Source organism: Collimonas sp. PA-H2, from assembly GCF_002564105.1.
In the GTDB taxonomy this organism is placed as follows: Bacteria; Pseudomonadota; Gammaproteobacteria; order Burkholderiales; family Burkholderiaceae_D; genus Collimonas.
The window spans coordinates 845,881-864,707 of record NZ_PDBX01000001.1 but is presented as its reverse complement, the minus strand read 5'-3'; the positions used below and the strand labels follow the sequence as shown (position 1 = coordinate 864,707).

The 18,827-nt window shown below is 59.5% G+C and carries 16 protein-coding genes; 13 read left to right on the top strand and 3 right to left on the bottom strand.

The features are described from left to right. Positions 1 to 5: 5 nt before the first annotated feature. The 12 genes from BCF11_RS03840 to BCF11_RS03785 all read left to right on the top strand — a co-directional run bounded on the left by BCF11_RS03840 (position 6) and on the right by BCF11_RS03785 (position 15,201). Positions 6 to 1,199: an acyltransferase gene (locus BCF11_RS03840; RefSeq protein WP_098493566.1), complete on the top strand. Its 1,194-nt coding sequence runs from the start codon at positions 6 to 8 to the stop codon at positions 1,197 to 1,199. 1 nt (position 1,200) lies between these two features. Further along, positions 1,201 to 2,043: a bifunctional 2-polyprenyl-6-hydroxyphenol methylase/3-demethylubiquinol 3-O-methyltransferase UbiG gene (locus BCF11_RS03835; RefSeq protein WP_098493565.1), complete on the top strand. Its 843-nt coding sequence runs from the start codon at positions 1,201 to 1,203 to the stop codon at positions 2,041 to 2,043. A gap of 52 nt (positions 2,044 to 2,095) precedes the next feature. After that, on the top strand, positions 2,096 to 3,037 hold the full coding sequence (locus BCF11_RS03830; RefSeq protein ID WP_098493564.1) for a GDP-mannose 4,6-dehydratase: 942 nt from the start codon (positions 2,096 to 2,098) through the stop codon (positions 3,035 to 3,037). A gap of 40 nt (positions 3,038 to 3,077) precedes the next feature. Then, the gene (locus tag BCF11_RS03825) at positions 3,078 to 4,055 is read left to right on the top strand and encodes a GDP-mannose 4,6-dehydratase (protein ID WP_098493563.1); all 978 of its coding nucleotides are present in this window, start codon (positions 3,078 to 3,080) and stop codon (positions 4,053 to 4,055) included. Between the two features lie 12 nt (positions 4,056 to 4,067). Beyond that, a complete protein-coding gene (locus BCF11_RS03820; protein WP_199110740.1) occupies positions 4,068 to 5,549 on the top strand; it encodes a mannose-1-phosphate guanylyltransferase/mannose-6-phosphate isomerase in 1,482 nt (493 codons plus the stop codon). 20 nt (positions 5,550 to 5,569) lie between these two features. Next, complete coding sequence (locus BCF11_RS03815; RefSeq protein WP_098497310.1) at positions 5,570 to 6,379, top strand: ABC transporter permease; 810 nt, start codon at positions 5,570 to 5,572, stop codon at positions 6,377 to 6,379. Next, positions 6,379 to 7,635, top strand: a complete 1,257-nt coding sequence (locus tag BCF11_RS03810; RefSeq protein ID WP_098493561.1) for an ABC transporter ATP-binding protein — start codon at positions 6,379 to 6,381, stop codon at positions 7,633 to 7,635. Before BCF11_RS03815 ends, BCF11_RS03810 begins: the two co-directional genes overlap by 1 nt. Beyond that, positions 7,632 to 9,032 carry a glycosyltransferase family 1 protein gene (locus BCF11_RS03805; protein WP_098493560.1) on the top strand — a complete coding sequence of 467 codons (1,401 nt, stop codon included), beginning with the start codon at positions 7,632 to 7,634 and terminating at the stop codon, positions 9,030 to 9,032. Before BCF11_RS03810 ends, BCF11_RS03805 begins: the two co-directional genes overlap by 4 nt. Beyond that, on the top strand, positions 9,007 to 10,149 hold the full coding sequence (locus tag BCF11_RS03800) for a glycosyltransferase family 1 protein (protein ID WP_233212354.1): 1,143 nt from the start codon (positions 9,007 to 9,009) through the stop codon (positions 10,147 to 10,149). The genes BCF11_RS03805 and BCF11_RS03800 overlap by 26 nt, the downstream gene beginning before the upstream one ends. A 124-nt stretch (positions 10,150 to 10,273) precedes the next feature. Beyond that, a complete protein-coding gene (locus BCF11_RS03795) occupies positions 10,274 to 11,422 on the top strand; it encodes a glycosyltransferase family 4 protein (protein ID WP_098493559.1) in 1,149 nt (382 codons plus the stop codon). A gap of 161 nt (positions 11,423 to 11,583) precedes the next feature. Further along, entirely contained in the window at positions 11,584 to 13,377 is a 1,794-nt protein-coding gene (locus BCF11_RS03790) for a diguanylate cyclase (protein WP_098493558.1), read from the top strand. A gap of 72 nt (positions 13,378 to 13,449) precedes the next feature. Further along, positions 13,450 to 15,201, top strand: coding sequence for a DUF885 family protein (locus BCF11_RS03785; RefSeq protein WP_098493557.1), 1,752 nt, complete (start codon positions 13,450 to 13,452; stop codon positions 15,199 to 15,201). A gap of 44 nt (positions 15,202 to 15,245) precedes the next feature. Here BCF11_RS03785 and BCF11_RS03780 read toward each other — a convergent pair whose 3' ends face one another. Continuing rightward, positions 15,246 to 16,145 (bottom strand): LysR family transcriptional regulator, encoded by a 900-nt coding sequence (locus tag BCF11_RS03780; protein WP_098493556.1) that lies wholly within the window; start codon positions 16,143 to 16,145, stop codon positions 15,246 to 15,248. A gap of 171 nt (positions 16,146 to 16,316) precedes the next feature. Between BCF11_RS03780 and BCF11_RS03775 the strand changes: the two genes are divergently transcribed. Then, positions 16,317 to 17,324 carry an aldo/keto reductase gene (locus tag BCF11_RS03775; RefSeq protein WP_098493555.1) on the top strand — a complete coding sequence of 336 codons (1,008 nt, stop codon included), beginning with the start codon at positions 16,317 to 16,319 and terminating at the stop codon, positions 17,322 to 17,324. Positions 17,325 to 17,366: 42 nt separating this feature from the next. Here BCF11_RS03775 and BCF11_RS03770 read toward each other — a convergent pair whose 3' ends face one another. Then, on the bottom strand, positions 17,367 to 18,248 hold the full coding sequence (locus BCF11_RS03770) for a LysR family transcriptional regulator (protein WP_098493554.1): 882 nt from the start codon (positions 18,246 to 18,248) through the stop codon (positions 17,367 to 17,369). A gap of 5 nt (positions 18,249 to 18,253) precedes the next feature. Further along, positions 18,254 to 18,709: a Cd(II)/Pb(II)-responsive transcriptional regulator gene (cadR, locus tag BCF11_RS03765; RefSeq protein WP_098493553.1), complete on the bottom strand. Its 456-nt coding sequence runs from the start codon at positions 18,707 to 18,709 to the stop codon at positions 18,254 to 18,256. Positions 18,710 to 18,827: the final 118 nt, after the last annotated feature.

The window sequence follows — 18,827 nt, the reverse complement described above, 5'->3', positions numbered from 1 at the left end:
TGCAGATGAACCATCGGATAAAAGACATCGAACTGTTGCGCGGGATCGCGGTGCTGTTTGTGCTGTTCGAACATTCCCGTTTCAATCTGTTCAGCCAGCCGTTTCACAAGCAGGAGCTCCTGTACGCCTATTTCGGCGGCTGGACCGGCGTCGACCTGTTCTTTGCAATTTCCGGATTCGTGATTGCGCGCGACCTGATTCCGCGCCTGGACCGCCACGCCGACCAGCCGTTTTCTGTCATGCTGAGCTTCTGGGTGCGGCGTGCAACCCGCCTGTGGCCGTCGGCCTGGCTATGGCTGCTGCTGATTCTGGTGGCGACTGTCGGCTTCAATCATTCCGGCGTCTTCGGCTTGTTGCAAACCAATCTGGATGCAACGCTGGCCGGGGTTTTCAACTACGGCAATTTCCGTCTGCAGGCAGTGTTTGGCCATTCCGAGTACGGCTCCAGTTTTCCTTACTGGAGCCTGTCGCTGGAAGAACAGTTCTATTTGCTGCTGCCATTGGTGGCGATCATCATCCGCCGCCGCTGGCTGCCATGGGTGCTGCTGGCGCCGGCCATCTACCAGCTGCTGGCGAATCGCCACATCAGCCTGCCGCTGATGACAACCCGTTCCGACGCCTTGCTGCTTGGCGTGCTGCTGGCGATGTGGAGCGTGAAGGACAGCTATCGCCGCTGCGAGCCGACCTTCCTGCAAAACCGGCTATGGCTGCGCTGGGTCGTGCTGGCGGTGCTGGCAATCGGCCTGGCGGCGATGGGATCCTCGCATTTCGAAAATTTCCGCTTCTGGGTCGGCTGCGTGGCGCTGATCTCGATTGCACTGGTATTCATCGCCTCTTATGACAAAGACTACCTGATGCCGGACAACCCTCTGAAGAGGGTTTTCCTGTGGTGCGGAAGCCGTTCCTACGCCCTGTATCTGACCCATATGCCTGCGTATCTGGCCAGCCGTGAGATCTGGTACCGGATTGCGCCGCCTGACACCATATTCGACCGCACCTACAACCTGCGCCTGGGGCTGACGGCGCTGCTATTGCTGCTGGCCTTCAGTGAACTGAATTATCGTTTCGTCGAAACACCGTTCCGCGCCTACGGCAAGAAGCTTGCCCAGCGTGTCAGCCTGCGCCAGGACTGGTTCCAGGGCTGGCTGTCAAGGTTCGGCAACCGGTCCGCGCTCACCGCCGACAGCGAGAAAACATAGCATGAAGAAATTTTTCAGCAAGCTGTTCGGCATCGGCAAGAGCGAGCTGGCGATCCCTGCGCCTGCGCCGGCAAGCCAGGCAGCGCCGGCGGCGCCCGTCGATTCCTTTCATATCGGCTTGCGCGACGCGCTCGCCAGCGGCTGGTATCTGCAGGAGAGCGACGAGCTGTATCGCGGTTTTGTGATTCACGCCGATGACGTGGTGCTGGATATCGGCTGCGGCGACGGCGGCAATTCGCTGTTTTGCGCGCATCGCGGCGCCCACGTGATCGTGGCGGATATCGATGCCGGCAAGGTAGAGGCTACCCGGCAACGGCTGGCAGGGACGCCGGCGCGGCTGGTGCAAGGCGTGGTGGGCGATGCTAATCCGCTGGCGCTGGAAAGCGGCATTGCATCCAAGGTGATCTGCATGGAAGTACTGGAGCACGTCGACGATACGGCGCAGTTCCTGAGCGAGCTGGTGCGGGTCGGTAAGTCCGGCGCGCACTACCTGTTGTCGGTGCCCGATCCGGTGCAGGAGCATTTGCAAAAGAAAGTGGCGCCGGCTTCGCATTTCGAGAAACCCAACCACATCCGCATCATCCAGCGCGACGAATTTGAAAAAATGGTAACCGACGCCGGCTTGCTGGTCGAGCGGCACGAGTATTACGGCTTTTACTGGTCGGTCTGGTGGCTGTTTTTCTGGGTCTGCAAGGTTGACCTGAGCGACGCCCGCCATCCCTTGCTGGAAAGCTGGGCCAGGACCTGGGAAACCTTGATGGACAGCCCGAATGGCGAACAGGTCAGGAATACCTTGAATGACTTCATGCCGAAGAGCCAGGTCATCATTGCGCGTAAGCCATGATGGCTGCGGCGCAGGTTTTTAAACGCACAACTGCAGGGAAGGAACGACTGCAATGAAACGACTATTTATCACCGGGCAATCGGGGTTTGTCGGCCTTGCCTTTGAGCGCTTGCGCGACCATGCTGTCGCCGCGCACGGCTGGCAGCTGGTAGCCGCCGACCATGCCTACGATTTGCTGGATCGGGCAACGCTGGACCAGGTGCTGCAGCAGGCGCGCCCCGATGCCGTGATCCATCTGGCGGGGCAGACCTTTATCCCGGAAGCTTTCCGCGATCCGGCGCACACCCTGGACGTCAACCTGAAGGGCACGCTGAACCTGCTGCAGGCATTGCAGCGCAACGGCTTCGGCGGCACTTTTCTGTATGTCAGTTCGGGCGACGTCTACGGCAAGGTCGATCCTGCACTGTTGCCGGTCAGCGAGCAGCAGCCGGCGCGTCCGCAGAATCCTTACGCGGTCAGCAAGGCGGCGGCGGAACTGCTTTGCTATCAATGGAGCTGTAATCTGCCGTGGCGCATCCTGGTGGCCCGGCCGTTCAATCATATCGGCCCTGGGCAGCGCGAAGATTTCGTGATCTCTAGCGTCGCCCGCCAGCTGGCGCGTATCAGGCTGGGACTGCAAGAGCCACGGATACTGGTCGGCGACGTCGACGTCAGCCGCGATTTCCTGGATGTGGAAGATGTTATTGCTGCCTATCTGGCCTTGCTGGCAAGCGGCCAGAATGGCGAAACCTACAACGTCTGCTCGGGCAAGGAATATCTGGTCCGCGACATGATCGCCAGCATGCTGTACCTGACCGAGACCGATGCAGCAATCGAGCAGGATCCGGCGCGTTTGCGGCCTTCGGACTTGCGCCGGGTAAAGGGCAGCAACCAGAAAATCACGCAGGCCACGGCGTGGCAGCCAGCCATTCCCATGCAGCAGACTTTATTGAGCGTCCTGGCGGACTGGGATGCCAGGGTAGCCGCGGAGAGCGCAGCGCAAACGCGGTCGTGACTCAAGAACAGATAAAAACAGATATTTGGAGATACAGGCTATGACAAAGACAGCATTGATTACCGGCGTCACCGGGCAAGACGGCGCTTACCTGGCCAAGCTGCTGCTTGACAAGGATTACAAGGTGTACGGCCTGCTGGCAAGGCGCAGCAGCGACACTTTATGGCGCTTGCGCGAACTGGGGATCCTGGAGCGGCTGCAATTCATAGAAGGCGATCTGGCGGACGCCACTTCCGCCATACGCGCCGTGTGCCAGTCGCGTCCCGACGAAATCTATAACCTGGGTGCGCAAAGCTTTGTCGGCACCTCCTGGAACCAGCCGGTGGTGACCGGGATGGTGGATGGCCTGGGCGTCACCCACATGCTGGAAGCGATTCGCCAGTTCTGCCCGGCGGCGCGCTTCTATCAGGCCTCCACCAGCGAAATGTTCGGCCTGATCCAGGCACAGCACCAGGACGAAAACACGCCGTTCTATCCACGCAGCCCGTATGGCGTCGCCAAGCTTTACGGCCACTGGATCACCGTCAATTATCGTGAAAGTTTCGGCCTGCACGCCTCCAGCGGCATCCTGTTCAATCATGAATCGCCTTTGCGCGGCATCGAATTCGTTACCCGCAAGGTGACCGACGCCGCGGCGCGCATCAAGCTCGGCAAGCAGCGCGAGCTGCGGCTGGGGAATATCGACGCCAAGCGCGATTGGGGATTTGCCGGCGATTACGTGGAAGCGATGTGGCTGATGCTGCAGCAAGAGCAGGCAGAGGACTACGTGATCGCCACTGGCGTCACTACCAGCGTGCGCGAGATGTGCCGGATTGCGTTTTCCCATCTCGGTCTGGATTATGAAGAGCACCTGGTGATCGACCCGCAACTGTTCCGCCCGGCTGAAGTAGACGTCTTGCTTGGCAATCCGGCCAAGGCGCTGCGCAAGCTGGGCTGGAAGCCGAAGACCGGACTGGAACAATTGATGCAGCAAATGGTTGACGCCGATATGCGCCGCCTAACCTTAGCTAAAGAGTAGAGGGAGACCAAGATGCGTACGCCAGAACCCGGTATTCCATTGACAGCGACGGCAGTGATCGTGCCGGTAGTCCTTTCCGGCGGCGCCGGCACGCGCTTGTGGCCGGTTTCGCGGGAAGGGCATCCGAAGCCATTCATCAAGCTCCCGGATGGCAAAAGCCTGTTGCAGAAAACCTATCAGAGGGTGGCTCAGTTAGGCATCCGCGGCGATATCCTGAGCGTGACGAATCGCGATTATTATTTCCAGAGCAAGGACGAATTCATCTCGGCTGACCTGGGAATCCATCATCGCCCGCATTTCATGCTGGAACCCGCCGGCCGCAATACGGCGCCGGCGATCGCGGCGGCGGCAGTGTCACTGCGCGCCTTGCATGGCGATAACACCATCATGGTGGTGATGCCGGCGGATCACTTGATCAAGGACGTTGAGTGCTTCGCCGAAGCGGTGCGGCATGCAGTGGAAGTCGCCAAGCAGGGCCATCTGGTGACCTTCGGCGTGCGGCCGCTGACGCCTGAAACCGGTTTTGGCTATATCGAGTGCGGCGCCGAGATCGACAGCGCTGGCGCTGCACAGGTAAAGCGTTTCATCGAAAAGCCGGATGCCGAGCGCGCCGCCGCCTTTGTCAGCAGCGGCAAGCATCTGTGGAATGCCGGCATTTTCTGTTTCTCGGTGTCAGCCTTTCTAGCCGAACTGGGAAAGCATGCTCCCGAGATCCTGGCGGCGGCTACCGCTTGCATCGAAGCCAGCCCGGCCGGTCCTTCAGCGGGCGTCCTGCTGCAGGAACTGGACAGCGCAAGCTTCATGGCGATGCAAGACATCTCGATCGATTATGCGGTGCTGGAACGCTCCGACAAGGTGGCGGTGATACCGGCCGGCTTCGACTGGAACGATATCGGTTCCTGGGGCGCCTTGCGGCAGCTGGTGGAGCCTGACGAACAGGAAAACCGGGTGCTGGGCGAGGCGGTGCTGATCGACAGCAAAAACAATTACATCTATTCGGAACAGCGCCTGGTGGCGACTGTCGGCGTCAACAACCTGATCGTGGTGGACACGCCCGACGCTTTGCTGATCGCCCATCCGGATCATGTGCAGAACGTGAAGAAGGTGGTGCAGCAGCTCAAGAGCAGCGAGCACGATACCTATAAACTGCATCGCACGGTGTTCCGCCCGTGGGGCAGCTATACCTTGCTGGAGCAAGGCCCCAACTTCAAGATCAAGCGCATCGTGGTCAAGCAGGGCGCATCGCTGTCGCTGCAGATGCATCATCACCGCAGCGAGCACTGGGTCGTGGTGCACGGCATGGCCAAGGTGGTCAACGGCGACCGCGAAATCTACGTCAACACCAACGAGTCGACCTACATCCCCGCCGGCACCCGGCATCGCCTTGAAAACCCTGGCTTGCTGGAGCTGGTCATGATCGAAGTGCAGAGCGGCGCCTATCTGGGCGAAGACGATATCGTGCGCTTTGACGACAAATACGGCAGGTGCAAATAGTGCTGAAAGTGCTGACCATTATGCAGAAGAGCAAGGCGCAAACGTTGTTGCGTTCGATCTGGCACTATCGCGGCTTCATTGGCGGCAGCGTCAGGCGCGAGTTCCAGTCGCGCTATCGCAATTCGATGCTGGGCGCCGCCTGGATGGTGCTGAATCCGCTGGCCATGATCGTGGTCTATACGGTGATTTTTTCGCAGCTCATGCATGCGCGTCTGCCGAATGCCGGCAGCCAGTTCGCCTACGGGATTTATCTTTGCGCAGGCTTGCTGACCTGGGGTTTTTTTACCGAGACGGTATCGCGCATGCAGAACGTGTTCCTGGAAAATGGCAACATGATCAAGAAGCTCAATTTTCCGCGCATCTGCCTACCCATCATTACGGTGCTGAACGCGGGCTTGAATTTCTCCATCATCTTCGCCTTGTTCCTTGGTTTCTTGCTGGTTTCTGGCAATTTCCCTGGCTGGGTCTTCTTCGCGATGCTGCCGCTGCTGCTGATACAAGTGCTGTTTTCGGTTGGCCTCGGCATTGTGCTCGGCGTGTTGAACGTCTTCTTCCGCGATATCGGCCAGCTGTTCGGCATCGTGCTGCAGTTCTGGTTCTGGTTTACGCCGATTGTCTATACGGTGTCGACCCTGCCTGCCGGCGTGCAGACCTTGCTCAAATTTAATCCGATGAGCGCACTGATCGTCGCTTACCAGGGTATTTTCATCAGCGCTGCATGGCCGCATTGGAGCGACCTGTGGGCGGTTGCCTTGCTGAGCGTCGCCTTGTGCATTTTCGGGATGTTGCTGTTTCGCAGGCACGCCGGTGAAATGGTGGATGAACTCTGATGGGTAAAGTTACGGTTAAAGGGCTCGGCAAGGCCTATAAGACATATGAAGGCCGCTGGGCCCGCCTGGCCGAATGGATCTCGCCGTTTTCCAGGGCGCGGCACCAATTGCACTGGGTCTTGCAGGATATCGATTTCCAGCTGGCGGCCGGCGAAGCGGTCGGCATCGTCGGCATCAACGGCGCCGGCAAAAGCACTTTGCTGAAACTGATTGCCGGTACTACCCAGGCTAGCGCGGGCACTATCGATATCCAGGGGCGGGTGGCGGCGCTGCTGGAACTCGGCATGGGCTTCCATCCCGATTTTACCGGCAGGCAGAATGCGATCATGGCCGGCCAGCTGCAAGGCTTGCGGAACGACGAAATAACGGCCTTGATGCCCGCGATAGAGGCATTCGCCGAGATTGGCGAATACATCGACCAGCCGGTGCGCACCTATTCGAGCGGCATGCAGATGCGGCTGGCGTTCAGCGTCGCCACGGCCAGCCGGCCGGACGTGCTGATTGTCGATGAAGCCTTGTCCGTCGGCGACGCCTATTTCCAGCACAAGAGTTTTGAGCGGATTCGCGAGTTCCGGCGCGCCGGCACTACCTTGCTGATTGTCTCGCATGACCGTTATGCGATCCAGACCATTTGCGACCGCGCTATCCTGCTCAATCGCGGCCGCCTGGAAATGCAGGGCGATCCGGTGGATGTCATGGATTTTTATAATGCCATGCTGGCGGAGCGCGAACAGCAGACCGTGCGCCAGGAACGTCTTGACGACGGCCGCTTGAGAACGATTTCCGGCACCGGCGAAGCCAGCATCGTGTCGGTGAATTTGCTGGATGACGCAGGCAAGCGGCTGGATGTGGTGGAAGTCGGCGCCTACGCCACGCTGGAAGTACGGGTTGCGATCAATGCCGAAGTGCCGCGCCTGGTGATGGGTTACATGATCAAGGACAAGCTCGGGCAGTCGATCTTCGGCATCAACACGCACCGGCTCGAGATGCCGCAGACCGACTTGCAGCCCGGCGAAAACGTCACATACCGCTGCCGTTTCCCGATGAACCTTGGCAAGGGCAGTTATTCGATCGCCATTTCCCTGTCGCGGCTGGACTCCCATCTCGACACCAACTATGAGTGGCGCGACTACAGCGTGATTTTTCATGTGATCAATACCCGCCATCCCGATTTTGTCGGCTGCGCATTCCTGGACGCGGAGATTGCGGTTGAACGGTCGTCTGCAAGCATGCGCCCGGATGGAGTGGCGGCATGAGCAGACTGCTGATCGAATGTACCTATGTGTTCCATCATCCTGAAATGAATTCCGGGATACAGCGCGTGGTGCGCAATATCATCAATCATCTGCCGGCAGTGCAAGATGAAGCGGTTTGCATTCCCGTCATCTTCAAGCAGGGGAAAATACTCGAAGTCACGCAGCTGACGCCCAGGCATTCCGATGAGTGGCGCAGCCGCGTGCAGAAGAAACTGGAGAAGGTGGCGCAGAAGCTGGTGCAGGTGCGTAACCGTTACTGGCTGATCCACTCGCGCCTGTTGCGCTTCTGGCCATGGCGGGCATCGCATAACGTAAGGCGGGTGACATACGTGCTATGCCGTCTGCTGAGTTTCTCATTCATGCTGCCGCTGTATCTGACCGAGAAGATCCTGGAAAACATCGAGCTGCAGCCGCGCGCCGTTGAAATGGAGTGCCGCGCCGACGATATCCTGGTGCTGCTCGATTCCTCCTGGCATGCCGATTTCTTTCCGGTGGCGGAAAAACTGCAGCGGCAGGGCGTCTCCATCGTATCGGTCATCTACGATCTGATTCCCTTGACCCACCCGCAATTTTGCGATGGTCCGCTGGTGCAGGTATTCGATCGCTGGTTTGAATGGATCGCCAATACCGCTAACGGCTTCATCGCAATATCCGGCACCATTCGCGACGAAGTGCATGCCGAGGTGCGGCGGCGGCTGGGAAGCGAGCAGGCCCGCGGCCGCTGGTTCGATTTTTTTCACCTGGGTTCCGAACTCGACCAGATTGACGCCGGCAGAGCGGTGCGTCCCGCGCTACAAAAACTGTTCTCGTCCGGCCGCTCTGTCTACCTGATGGTCAGCACCATTGAACCGCGGAAGAACCACGCCTATTTGCTGGATGCCTTTGAGCGGCTGTGGGAAGAGGGCAGCGACGCGGTCCTGTGCTTTATCGGACGCATCGGCTGGAAAAATGAACGCCTGATCGAACGCGTAAGGAAGCATCCGGAATTGAAGCGGCGGTTGTACATGTTCAATGATCTTGGCGACGCCGAGCTGGAGTATGCCTATAGCCATGCGAAAGCGCTGGTCTTTCCATCGTTCGTGGAAGGTTTCGGTTTGCCCCTGGTGGAAGCCATGCAGCGCGGCTTGCCGGTGATGGCCAGCGACATTCCCGTTTTCCACGAGATCGGCGGCGACTTCATCAGTTATTTCGATTTGAACCAGCCGCAATCGCTGGGCCGGCAAGTCGCACAATTTGAAGACAGCGGCATCTTTCCCGCATTGCAGGAAATGAAAGACTGGTCCTGGCTCAGCTGGGAAGATTCGGCGCGGCAGCTGGTGCAGCGCGTTCTGCAGCAGGTGAAACCCCAAAAGCATGTGCAAAGTGTCTGCGATGAAACTGACCATTGCACTGAATAGCAAGGTGCTGCTGGCGCCTCGCACCGGCATCGGCAACTATGTTGCCGAGCTGGCGCAGGCCTTGCAGCGGCATCCTGAACTGGAAATGCAGTATTTTTACGGCGCCGGCTGGCGACCTGCGCTGGCCGCCGCGGCCATGCCTGGATATGCGCGCTGGGCCGGCGCCGCCAAGCGGCTGCTGCCGGCTGCCTACCGGATGCGGCGGCTGCTTGAGCAGCGCTGCTTCGACCGCGGCGCGCGCAGGATCTGTCCACATGTCTATCATGAACCGACCCTGTGGCCGCTGGATTTTGCCGGACCGACCGTGATGACTGTGCACGATCTGACGCATATTCATTATCCGCAAACCCAGCCGCAAGACCGCTTGAAGGAAATTGAAAGGCGCCTGCCGGCCGCCGTGGCGCGCGCCAGCCGGATACTGGTTGATTCAGCCTATATCGGCGCAGAGCTCAGGCAGCAGTTCGGCCTGCCGCCAGAGAAGGTGGTGCTGGCGCCGCTGGCCTGTTCTGACATTTTCCAGCCGCGCGACGAACGCGAACTGCTGCCGCGCCTGCAAGCAATGGGCCTGGCTTATCGCCGCTTCATTCTTTCTGTCGGGACGCTGGAGCCGCGCAAGAACCTGCTGCTGACGCTCAAGGCGCATGCGGGCCTGCCGCCGTCGCTGCGCGCGCGTTTTCCTCTGTTGGTAGTCGGCATGGCGGGCTGGCAGGCGGATGAGCTGAAGGGGGCGCTCGCGCAGGCGGTGAGTGCCGGCCATGTACGCTTTGCGGGTTATCTGGACCAGGCCGATCTGGCTTGCGTCACGGCAGCCGCCAGGATCATGGTGTTCCCTTCACTATACGAGGGCTTTGGCCTGCCCTTGCTGGAAGCGATGGCTAGCGGCACGCCGGTGATCGCATCGGATTGCGCCAGTTTGCCTGAAGTTGCCGCCGCGGCCGCTACTTATGTCCATCCCCAGGATGACATCGCCCTGACTGAACAGATGCGGCGCTTGATGGAGGATGACGTACTCTGGGCAGAACGGCGCGGCGCTGGCCTGCTGCGCTCGCAGGAGTTTTCCTGGACAAGATGCGCAACGATCACCGCTGAGGTTTATCGGCAAGCAGCAAACAGTTAAATAACATTTGTAGATATTAAATAACATTAAAAGATATAGACTGGTGCAGAGACCGCAGTCGACGTCAACAGAAAATAGCCCTTCTCGTCGCGACAGCGATGCGGCAGAATTATAAGAGGATGCAATGCGAGTTCTTCATTTTTACAAGACTTATCAATCTGAATCGTACGGCGGCATCGAGCAGACCATATTTCAGTTGTGTAAATGCTCGCCTGCCAGCGGCGTTGAAAGCGAAGTGCTGACTCTGAGCGAAGCGCCGGATCCGGCCGAATTGCAATTTCACGGACACACGGTGCATCGGGTCAAGCTGGACTTGCAGGTTGCCTCCACCGGTTTTTCCCTGTCCGCCATCAGACGCTTCGCGCAGCTGGCAGAGGATGTCGATCTGGTGCACTATCATTTCCCCTGGCCGTTCATGGACCTGGCCCATTTCGTCACACGCATGAACAAGCCGAGCGTGGTCACCTATCATTCCGACATCGTGCGCTACAAAGTGCTGCTGCAGCTCTACCGGCCCTTGATGCATCGCTTCCTGAGCAGCGTCGACGCTGTCGTGGCGACTTCGCCTAACTACCTGCAAACCAGTTCGGTGCTGGCAGGTTACAGAGAAAAAACCCAGGTTATCCCTATCGGTCTCGATAAAAGCAGCTATCCGACGCCATCGGAAGCCGTGACGGAGCAATGGCAACAGCGCATAGGCGGCCGTTTCTTCCTGTTCGTCGGCGCCATCCGTTACTACAAAGGCTTGCACATCCTGCTGGATGCGGCGCGCGGCACCGATTATCCGATCGTGATCGTCGGCGCCGGTCCGATCGAGCAGGAGCTCAAGCAGCGCGTCGCCGAGCAGGGCTTGAGCAATGTGATATTCCTGGGCATCGTCAGCGATGAGGACAAGGTCGCGTTGCTGCGGCAATGCTATGCACTGGTCTTTCCATCGCACCTGCGTTCGGAAGCCTTCGGCATCTCCCTGCTGGAAGGCGCTATGTATGGCAAGCCGATGATTTCCAGCGAGATCGGCACCGGTACCAGTTATATCAACAACCACGGCGAAACCGGCATCGTGGTTCCACCCAGCGATCCCGACGCTTTCAGGGCGGCCATGCAACGCTTATGGGATAACCCGGACCAGGCGCAGGCGATGGGGACGCGTGCGCAGGCACGCTACCAGAAATTGTTTACCGCGCGGGTGATGGGCGAAAGTTATGCCTCGCTATATCGCGATGTGCTGGCAATACGCGGAGTGACGGAGCAGCCCGCCAGCCTGGGCGCCTGAGCTCACGGCCGGATCTCGTCTTGGCATATTAGCGTTTTGTGATACGATCATTTAATAGATAAGCTATTGATTATATTTTTCAAATAGTGTTTAACTATTAAAAACTATAAATTACATTCGCACTCGATTTCGGTGCGTGCGGATGTCATTTCGTAGGTCGTATGTCGCTAAATCGCTTATTCGGGATCATTTCCCTGCTGCTGATGTTGCTGTTCCTGGCTCTCGCCGGCAAAATTGTCGATAGCGAGTGGACTGTGTATGAGCGCAGTACGGAAAGCATTCCGGTAATCAGAAAACTGCATCTTGCGCTGCAGGTGGAGGAAAAGCTGGTCGTCGAGCGCGGGGTCACCAATTTGCTGCTCCAGCAAGACTTGCAGGACGGAGAAGCAGTACGCGCCAGGTTGGCGCCGGTGCGTGTCGCCAGTGATGAGGCTTTACGCAACCTGCAGCAGGCTTTGCGGGACCAGGCCAGTCCTTGGCTGGCGCTGGTGATGAGGAACGTGCTGCTGACAGAGCAGGCGCTGGCCGCTACGCGCCAGGATGTGGATTTGCTGGCGGCCCAGCCAAAAGCGCAGCGCGATCCGGGAACGGTCGTTGTCGCCACTGGCATGATCATGAACACCATGGATGTTTTTGCGCCGGCCGTTGCCGCTCTTTCCAGTGTCGCCATTCAGTCGGATCAGCAATTCCATGACGGTGTGGACAGCGCGCAACTGGCTTCGAGCCTGCGCGATGTCGCCGGCCAGATGGTCTCGACCCTGACCGCGCCGATTGTCGCCCGCCGGCCGCTGACGGAGCAGGAAAGGTATACCTTCGCCAAACTCTCTGGGCAGGCCGACCAGCTGTATGCCGTGATTGAACTGCAGCTGCGCGGCTACAGCCACAAGCCGGATTTCAAGGCTGCGCTGCAGACCATTCGCGATCATTCCCTGGGCGAGGGCTTGGATCTCCTGACGAACCTGTTTGTCACTGGACGCAGCTCGGGAAACTACGACCTGAGTCCGGATGAAATGGTCGCCAGCTACGTACCGCGGATGGCGGCGATTCCCCACCTGCGCGATCTGATCGTCACCGACATGATTCGTGAAGCCGAGCAGCGCAACCTGCGGGCGCGTAATTTCTTGCTGGCGACAGTCAGCCTGGCGCTTCTGGCCCTGGGCACTTTCGTGCTGCTGCTGCGCGTGATACGGCGGCGCGTCCTGAGGCCGATCATCGACGCCACCGATTTATTCGTTTCCCTGGCCAACGAACGCCTGATTACTGCCATCCCGACGCCACGCTACGACGATGAAATCGGCGACATGATGCGCGCGATCCATGTATTGAAAGCGCATAGCCAGGAAAGAATTTGCCTGGAAAAAGAACGCGAAGAGATGATCGCTCAACTGCAGGCCACTTCCGATACGGATTTCCTGACCGGCCTGTTGAACCGGCGTGCATTTTTTGCGCAAGGGGAGCAGCAGTTCGGCATCGCCCAGCGTTACCGGCGACAGCTGAGCCTGATCCTGATGGATGTCGATCACTTCAAGGCCGTCAACGACCAGCATGGCCATCAGGCTGGCGATCAGGTGCTGTGCAAGGTGGCGGAGCTGAGCGGGCGTTGCCGGCGCAAGGTTGACCTGCTGGCGCGTTACGGCGGCGAAGAGTTCTTGCTGATGCTGCCTGAAATCGACCTGGAGCAGGGGCGCGCCGTTGCAGAGAAACTGCGCGGCGAGATTGAAGCCTGCCATTTCCAACTGGAGGAGGGTGTGTCTATCAAGATCACCGCCAGTTTTGGCGTGGTCGCTTTTGATCATGACGACACGCTGGAAAACCTGATCGTGCGGGCCGACCAGGCTTTGTACAAAGCCAAGGATGGCGGCCGCAACATGGTCACGGCCATGCCGCGCGAGCCAGGGCAGGGCGCTCGCGGCAGCGCTCAGGATGGCCATGACCGGGGCCGCGCCAGCGCGTAAAGGAAAGGAGTTGGCGATTTCCATTGAGAAATGAATCCGGCTAGAATAACGGACTAATCTCCGGAGACATGCATGCATAAAATCGTTTTTGTCCTTGCTCTTTTACTGGCGCCGTTCAGCAACGCGGCGACCCCTCGGCAACAGCTCGACACACTGTTCGACAGCGACTGGCAATGGAGTCTGCGCAATGCACCGGAGATGGCGACAGCAGTCGGCGACAACCGCTATAACGACCGCTTGTCGGACGCGTCGCTGGCCGCCAGCCTGGCCGCCAACACCCATCAGGAACAGATGCTGGCGAAAGCCAGGCGCATCGACCGCAGCAAGCTGAGCGGCCAGGACCTGCTCTCCTATGATTTGTTTGTCTACGAGAAGCAAAAGAATATCCGGGCCGCCGGATTCTATCCCTACGACCCGTCGCCGCTGACGCAGCTGAGCGGCGTCCAGTTCGCTTTCCCGCAGCTGGTGGCGCAGACGCCGTTCAACAACGCCAAGGATTACCGCAACTACCTGGCGCGTCTGCGGGCGCTGCCCAAGTACGTCGACGGCGTGATCGCGCAATTGCAGCAAGGCGTCAAATCCGGCTGGGTAGCTCCCAAGGCGACCATGGGAGTGGTACCTGGGCAGTTGCAGGAATTCGTCGCCAAGCTGGATAGCAGTCCGCTGGCAGCACCGTTCAAGGACATGCCGGCGTCGATCCCGGCGGCGCAGCGCACGCAGCTGGCGCGCCAGGGGCAGCTGCTGTTGCAGCAGGGTGTGGCGCCGGCTTTCCGCAAGCTCGATGCCTATATCAGCAACACCTATCTGCCGGCCTGCCGCGACAGCATTGCAGCTTCGAGCCTCCCCGGCGGCGCCGCTTACTATGCCTATAAGGTCAAGGAAAACACCACCACCGACATGACGCCGCAGGAAATCCACCAGGTCGGCCTGCAGGAAGTGGCGCGGATTCAGGCCGAAATGAAACTGGTGATGCAGCAGACCGGCTTTACCGGCACGTTCGCGGAATTCATCACTTTCCTGAATACCGATTCGCGTTTTTATTACACTAAACGGGAAGACTTGCTGAACGGCTACAAGGACATCATCAAGAAATCGTCGGCGCAGCTGCCGCGCTTTTTTGCCGATATTCCCAAAGCGCCGGTCGATGTCAAGCCTGTGCCTGACGTCGGCGCGGAAAACCAGGCCGGCGCCTATTACGAACCCGGCACACCAGACGGTTCACGCCCCGGCTATTTCGTCGCCAATCTGTCGAAACTGGAAACGCGGCCGAAATGGGAAATGGAAACCCTGACCCTGCACGAATCGGTGCCGGGCCATCATCTGCAGACCGCGCGCGCCCAGGAAATCAAAGGCATGCCTGAATTCCGCCGCTTCGGCTGGTATGTCGCTTTCGGCGAAGGCTGGGCCTTGTACGCGGAAAGCCTGGGCGGCGAAATGGGCTTCTATACCGATCCCTACTCGAAATTCGGCCACCTCAACGACGAGCTGTTCCGCGCTGCGCGGCTGGTGGTGGATACCGGCATGCATGCGCTGGGCTGGACGCGCCAGCAGGCGATCGACTACATGAACGTGAACACCGCCAATCCGCCGCACGACAACCAGGTTGAAATCGACCGCTACATCGTCGATCCGGGCCAGGCCCTGGGCTACAAGATTGGCCAGCTGAAGATCAAGGCGCTGCGCGAAAAGGCGCAAGCGGCGCTGGGCGACAAGTTCGATTTGCGGCGCTTCAACAATGCTGTGATCGACAACGGCGCCTTGCCGCTGGAGATGCTGGAGACGCAGATCGACGGCTGGATTGCACAGCAAGCCAAAGCCGGATAATTTTTCGGGCGGCGCCGGCCGGGAAGCGTCCCGCCGGCGCCGCTTTATGCGTAACGGGCCGCCAGCAGCCTGGCGATCCAGTCGACAAACACCCGTACCCGCGGCGACAGATGCCGGTTGTGGGCGTACACCACCGATACCGGTAGCGGCGCCGGCTTGAAATCCGGCAGCACTTCTTCAATCTCGCCGCTCGCCAGCAATGCTTCCAGGCCGAACCGCGGCGCCTGTATCAATCCCAAGCCGGCGCTGCAGCTGGCCAGGTATGCATCGGAACTGGCCACCGAGATCAAGCCCGGCAGTTTCAGGAAACGCACTTCGCCATCCACCATGTATTCCCAGCCCAGGTCGCGCCCGGTGCGGCTGGAAAAATAATTCACCACCATGTGATGCTGCAGATCGTTCAGGGTTTGCGGCCTGCCGTGGCGCTCCAGATACGACCTGGCGCCACAGTTGATCTGTTCCATGCTGCCGATGCGCCTGGCGATCAGGCTGGAATCGCTGAGCGCGCCGACCCGCACCACGCAATCGACCGCTTCGCCGATCAGGTCGACAAAGCGGTCGGTGGCGCTCAGCTTCAAGCGCAGCTGTGGATAGAGCGCGAAAAATTCCGGCAGCGCCGGGATCACAACCATGTGCGCCAGGCGCTCCGGCAGGTCGACCCGGATCACGCCGCGCGGCTGCAGCTGGTCATGCTGGAACAAGGCGTCGACATCTTCGAATTCCGTTAATAATTGCGTGCAACGATCGAGGTAGGTGATGCCCTCGTCGGTCAGCGTCACCTTGCGCGTGGTCCGGTGCAGCAGCCGCACGCCCAGATGCTTCTCCAGCGCCTGCACCGCATTGGTGACGGTCGCGGCTGGCAGGTTAAGCTGTTCCGCCGCGCGGCTGAAGCTGCCCAGTTCCGCCACTCTTGCAAAGACTTCCATGGTCTGGATGCGGTCCATTGTGCTCTCTCACATATCAAGGGATATCAAGGGATTATTGGCGATTTTCGAATAAAGAAATCATTTTATGCCCATTTATTCGCTGGCGGGGATGGACAATAATGGTTTCAAGGCAGCCGAACCCGGTCTTGCCTGTTCGCTGCATCTGGATAAACCAACCAAGGATTCAATATGAAAACCCGACAACTAGGCAGTACCGGTCCGCAATCCTCGATCATCGGCCTGGGCTGCATGGGCATGTCCGATCTGTACGGCCCGGCCGACGAAAACGAAAGCATCGCCACCCTGCACGCCGCTATCGATGCCGGCATCACGCTGCTGGACACCGGCGACTTCTACGGCATGGGCCACAACGAAATGCTGATCCGGGAAGCGCTGCGCAGCCGCAAGCGCGAGCAGGTCCTGCTGAGCGTGAAATTCGGCGCCATGCGCGATCCCGCCGGCGCCTGGAGCGGCATCGACGGCCGTCCTGAAGCTGTGAAGAATTTCCTGTCCTACACTTTGCGTCGGCTGGGCACCGACCATATCGATATCTACCGTCCGGCGCGCCTCGATCCGAACGTGCCGATCGAAGAAACCGTAGGCGCCATCGCCGATCTGGTGAAGGCTGGCTATGTGCGCCATATCGGCTTGTCCGAGGTGAGTGCGCAAACCATACGGCGGGCGCAGGCGGTGCATCCGATTTCCGATCTGCAGATTGAATATTCGCTGATCTCGCGCGGCATCGAAGCCGAGATCCTGCCTGTGTGCCGTGAACTCGGGATCGGTATCACCGCTTACGGCGTGCTGTCGCGCGGCTTGATCAGCGGCCACTGGAACCAGGACAAGACGCTGACGCCCGGCGATTTCCGCAGCCGCAGTCCACGCTTCAGCGGCGACAACCTGGCGCACAACCTGTCTCTGCTGGATGCCTTGCGCGCCATCGCCGACAGCAAGCAGGCCACCGTGGCGCAGATTGCCATCGCCTGGGTGATGTCGCGCGGCAGCGACATCGTGCCGCTGGTCGGCGCCCGCCGGCGCGATCGCCTGGCCGAATCGCTGGGGGCAGCGAATGTTCAGTTGAGCGCCGACGATCTGGTGCGCATAGAAACCGCGCTGCCGGCCGAAGCCATCGCCGGCGAACGCTATGCGCCGGTGATGATGGCGCACCTGGATAGCGAGCAGTCGCACTCGAAGTGAGTATTTGCCGGCCAGCCTTGAAGAGCTGGGCCGGCCATGAACTCACAGTTTCAATTGCAGGAAATCGAGGAAGCAGCTGATGCGCCGCGCCAGCTGGGTGTTGCGGTAATACACCGCATGAATCTGCTGGCGGTAGCCATTGTTAAAAGGCGCCAGGATGTCGACCAGGGCGCCGTGGGCGATATCTTCGCGCACCATGAAGGCCGACAGGCAGGCGATCCCCAGTCCGTGCAGCGCCAGCTGGCGTATGGTTTCGCCGCCGGACGCCAGCAGCGTCGGACTGATGCTGAGGTTTTCATCCTGCTGATGACGCAAGGGCCAGGTATTCAAGGAATCAGGCTGGGTAAAGCCGAGCAGCTGATGCTGCCTGAGCTGCGTGGCGTCAGCCGGTGTGCCGTGCAGGCGCAGGTAGGCGGGGCTGGCGACAATGTACAGCTGGCTCGCTCCCAGCCTGCGTGCATGCAGCATCGAGTCTTGCAAGGCGCCGTGGCGGATGGCGATATCGGTGCGCTGCTCCAGCAGGTCGATATTCTGGTCGTTGCTGGTGAGTTCCAGCGTGATGTCGGGGTAGCTGCTGCGGAATTCGGCAATGTGCGGCACTATGCAATGCAGCATGAAGGGCGGCGAGGCATCTACCCGCAAGCGTCCCGACGGCCGCTGGTGACGCACCTGGATCGTTTCTTCCGCCTCTTCCATCGCCGTGATGATGGTGCGCGCCTTTTCCAGGAACAGATGGCCTTCTTCGGTCAGTTCCATGCGGCGCGTGGTGCGCGTCAGCAGCGAAGTGGCCAGCTTCTGTTCCAGCCGCGACAGAGCGCGGCTCAGGCCCGAGGTGGTTTGGCCCAGCTGTTCGGCGGCGGCGCTGAGCGTGCCGCAGTCAACCACGGCGATGAAAATCCGCAGATCGTCGGAGTGAATATTCATCCGGCTCAGTGCACGCCGCCGCCATGGCTGCCCAGATTGGCAGGCGCTTCATCGTCCATGCTGGCCAGACCCTGCAGGATGCCGCAATCCTTGGCCGCCTGGGTTTTCTGGCATTGCTTGCGCAATTGCTTCAGCTGCGTCTGCAGCGCCTTCAATTCCGTGATGCGGGCGGCCACGTGGTCGATATGGTGATCGAGCAGGGTGTTAACTTCTGCGCAGTTGTCTTCTGGTAAGTCGCGAAATTGCAACAAACGGCGTACTTCATCCAGCGTCATGTCGAGCGAGCGGCAATGGCGGATGAACTGCAGGCGCTCGATATGCGCCTGTCCGTACAAGCGGTAATTGCTTTGCGAGCGGGCCGCCAGCGGCAGCAGGCCTTCGCGTTCGTAATAGCGGATAGTTTCCACTGGGCAACCGGCATGCGTGGCCAGTTCGCCGATCTTGAGTGCAGTAGCAGTCATGGATCTGCTCCTTTCCTGATTATTTCACGTAAATCCTTGACCTTATAGTAGCTACAGGGTTTTAAATATGCAAGGAGTATGCGATTTGCATCAATAGAACCAGCGACAAGGAGAGCAT

Bases quoted from the DNA above. Each gene is read 5' to 3' on its own strand.
- BCF11_RS03840 (WP_098493566.1), top strand. From the start codon at position 6: ATGAACCATCGGATAAAAGACATCGAACTGTTGCGCGGGATCGCGGTG.
- BCF11_RS03835 (WP_098493565.1), top strand. From the start codon at position 1,201: ATGAAGAAATTTTTCAGCAAGCTGTTCGGCATCGGCAAGAGCGAGCTG.
- BCF11_RS03830 (WP_098493564.1), top strand. From the start codon at position 2,096: ATGAAACGACTATTTATCACCGGGCAATCGGGGTTTGTCGGCCTTGCC.
- BCF11_RS03825 (WP_098493563.1), top strand. From the start codon at position 3,078: ATGACAAAGACAGCATTGATTACCGGCGTCACCGGGCAAGACGGCGCT.
- BCF11_RS03820 (WP_199110740.1), top strand. From the start codon at position 4,068: ATGCGTACGCCAGAACCCGGTATTCCATTGACAGCGACGGCAGTGATC.
- BCF11_RS03815 (WP_098497310.1), top strand. From the start codon at position 5,570: ATGCAGAAGAGCAAGGCGCAAACGTTGTTGCGTTCGATCTGGCACTAT.
- BCF11_RS03810 (WP_098493561.1), top strand. From the start codon at position 6,379: ATGGGTAAAGTTACGGTTAAAGGGCTCGGCAAGGCCTATAAGACATAT.
- BCF11_RS03805 (WP_098493560.1), top strand. From the start codon at position 7,632: ATGAGCAGACTGCTGATCGAATGTACCTATGTGTTCCATCATCCTGAA.
- BCF11_RS03800 (WP_233212354.1), top strand. From the start codon at position 9,007: ATGAAACTGACCATTGCACTGAATAGCAAGGTGCTGCTGGCGCCTCGC.
- BCF11_RS03795 (WP_098493559.1), top strand. From the start codon at position 10,274: ATGCGAGTTCTTCATTTTTACAAGACTTATCAATCTGAATCGTACGGC.
- BCF11_RS03790 (WP_098493558.1), top strand. From the start codon at position 11,584: ATGTCGCTAAATCGCTTATTCGGGATCATTTCCCTGCTGCTGATGTTG.
- BCF11_RS03785 (WP_098493557.1), top strand. From the start codon at position 13,450: ATGCATAAAATCGTTTTTGTCCTTGCTCTTTTACTGGCGCCGTTCAGC.
- BCF11_RS03780 (WP_098493556.1), bottom strand. From the start codon at position 16,145: ATGGACCGCATCCAGACCATGGAAGTCTTTGCAAGAGTGGCGGAACTG.
- BCF11_RS03775 (WP_098493555.1), top strand. From the start codon at position 16,317: ATGAAAACCCGACAACTAGGCAGTACCGGTCCGCAATCCTCGATCATC.
- BCF11_RS03770 (WP_098493554.1), bottom strand. From the start codon at position 18,248: ATGAATATTCACTCCGACGATCTGCGGATTTTCATCGCCGTGGTTGAC.
- cadR (WP_098493553.1), bottom strand. From the start codon at position 18,709: ATGACTGCTACTGCACTCAAGATCGGCGAACTGGCCACGCATGCCGGT.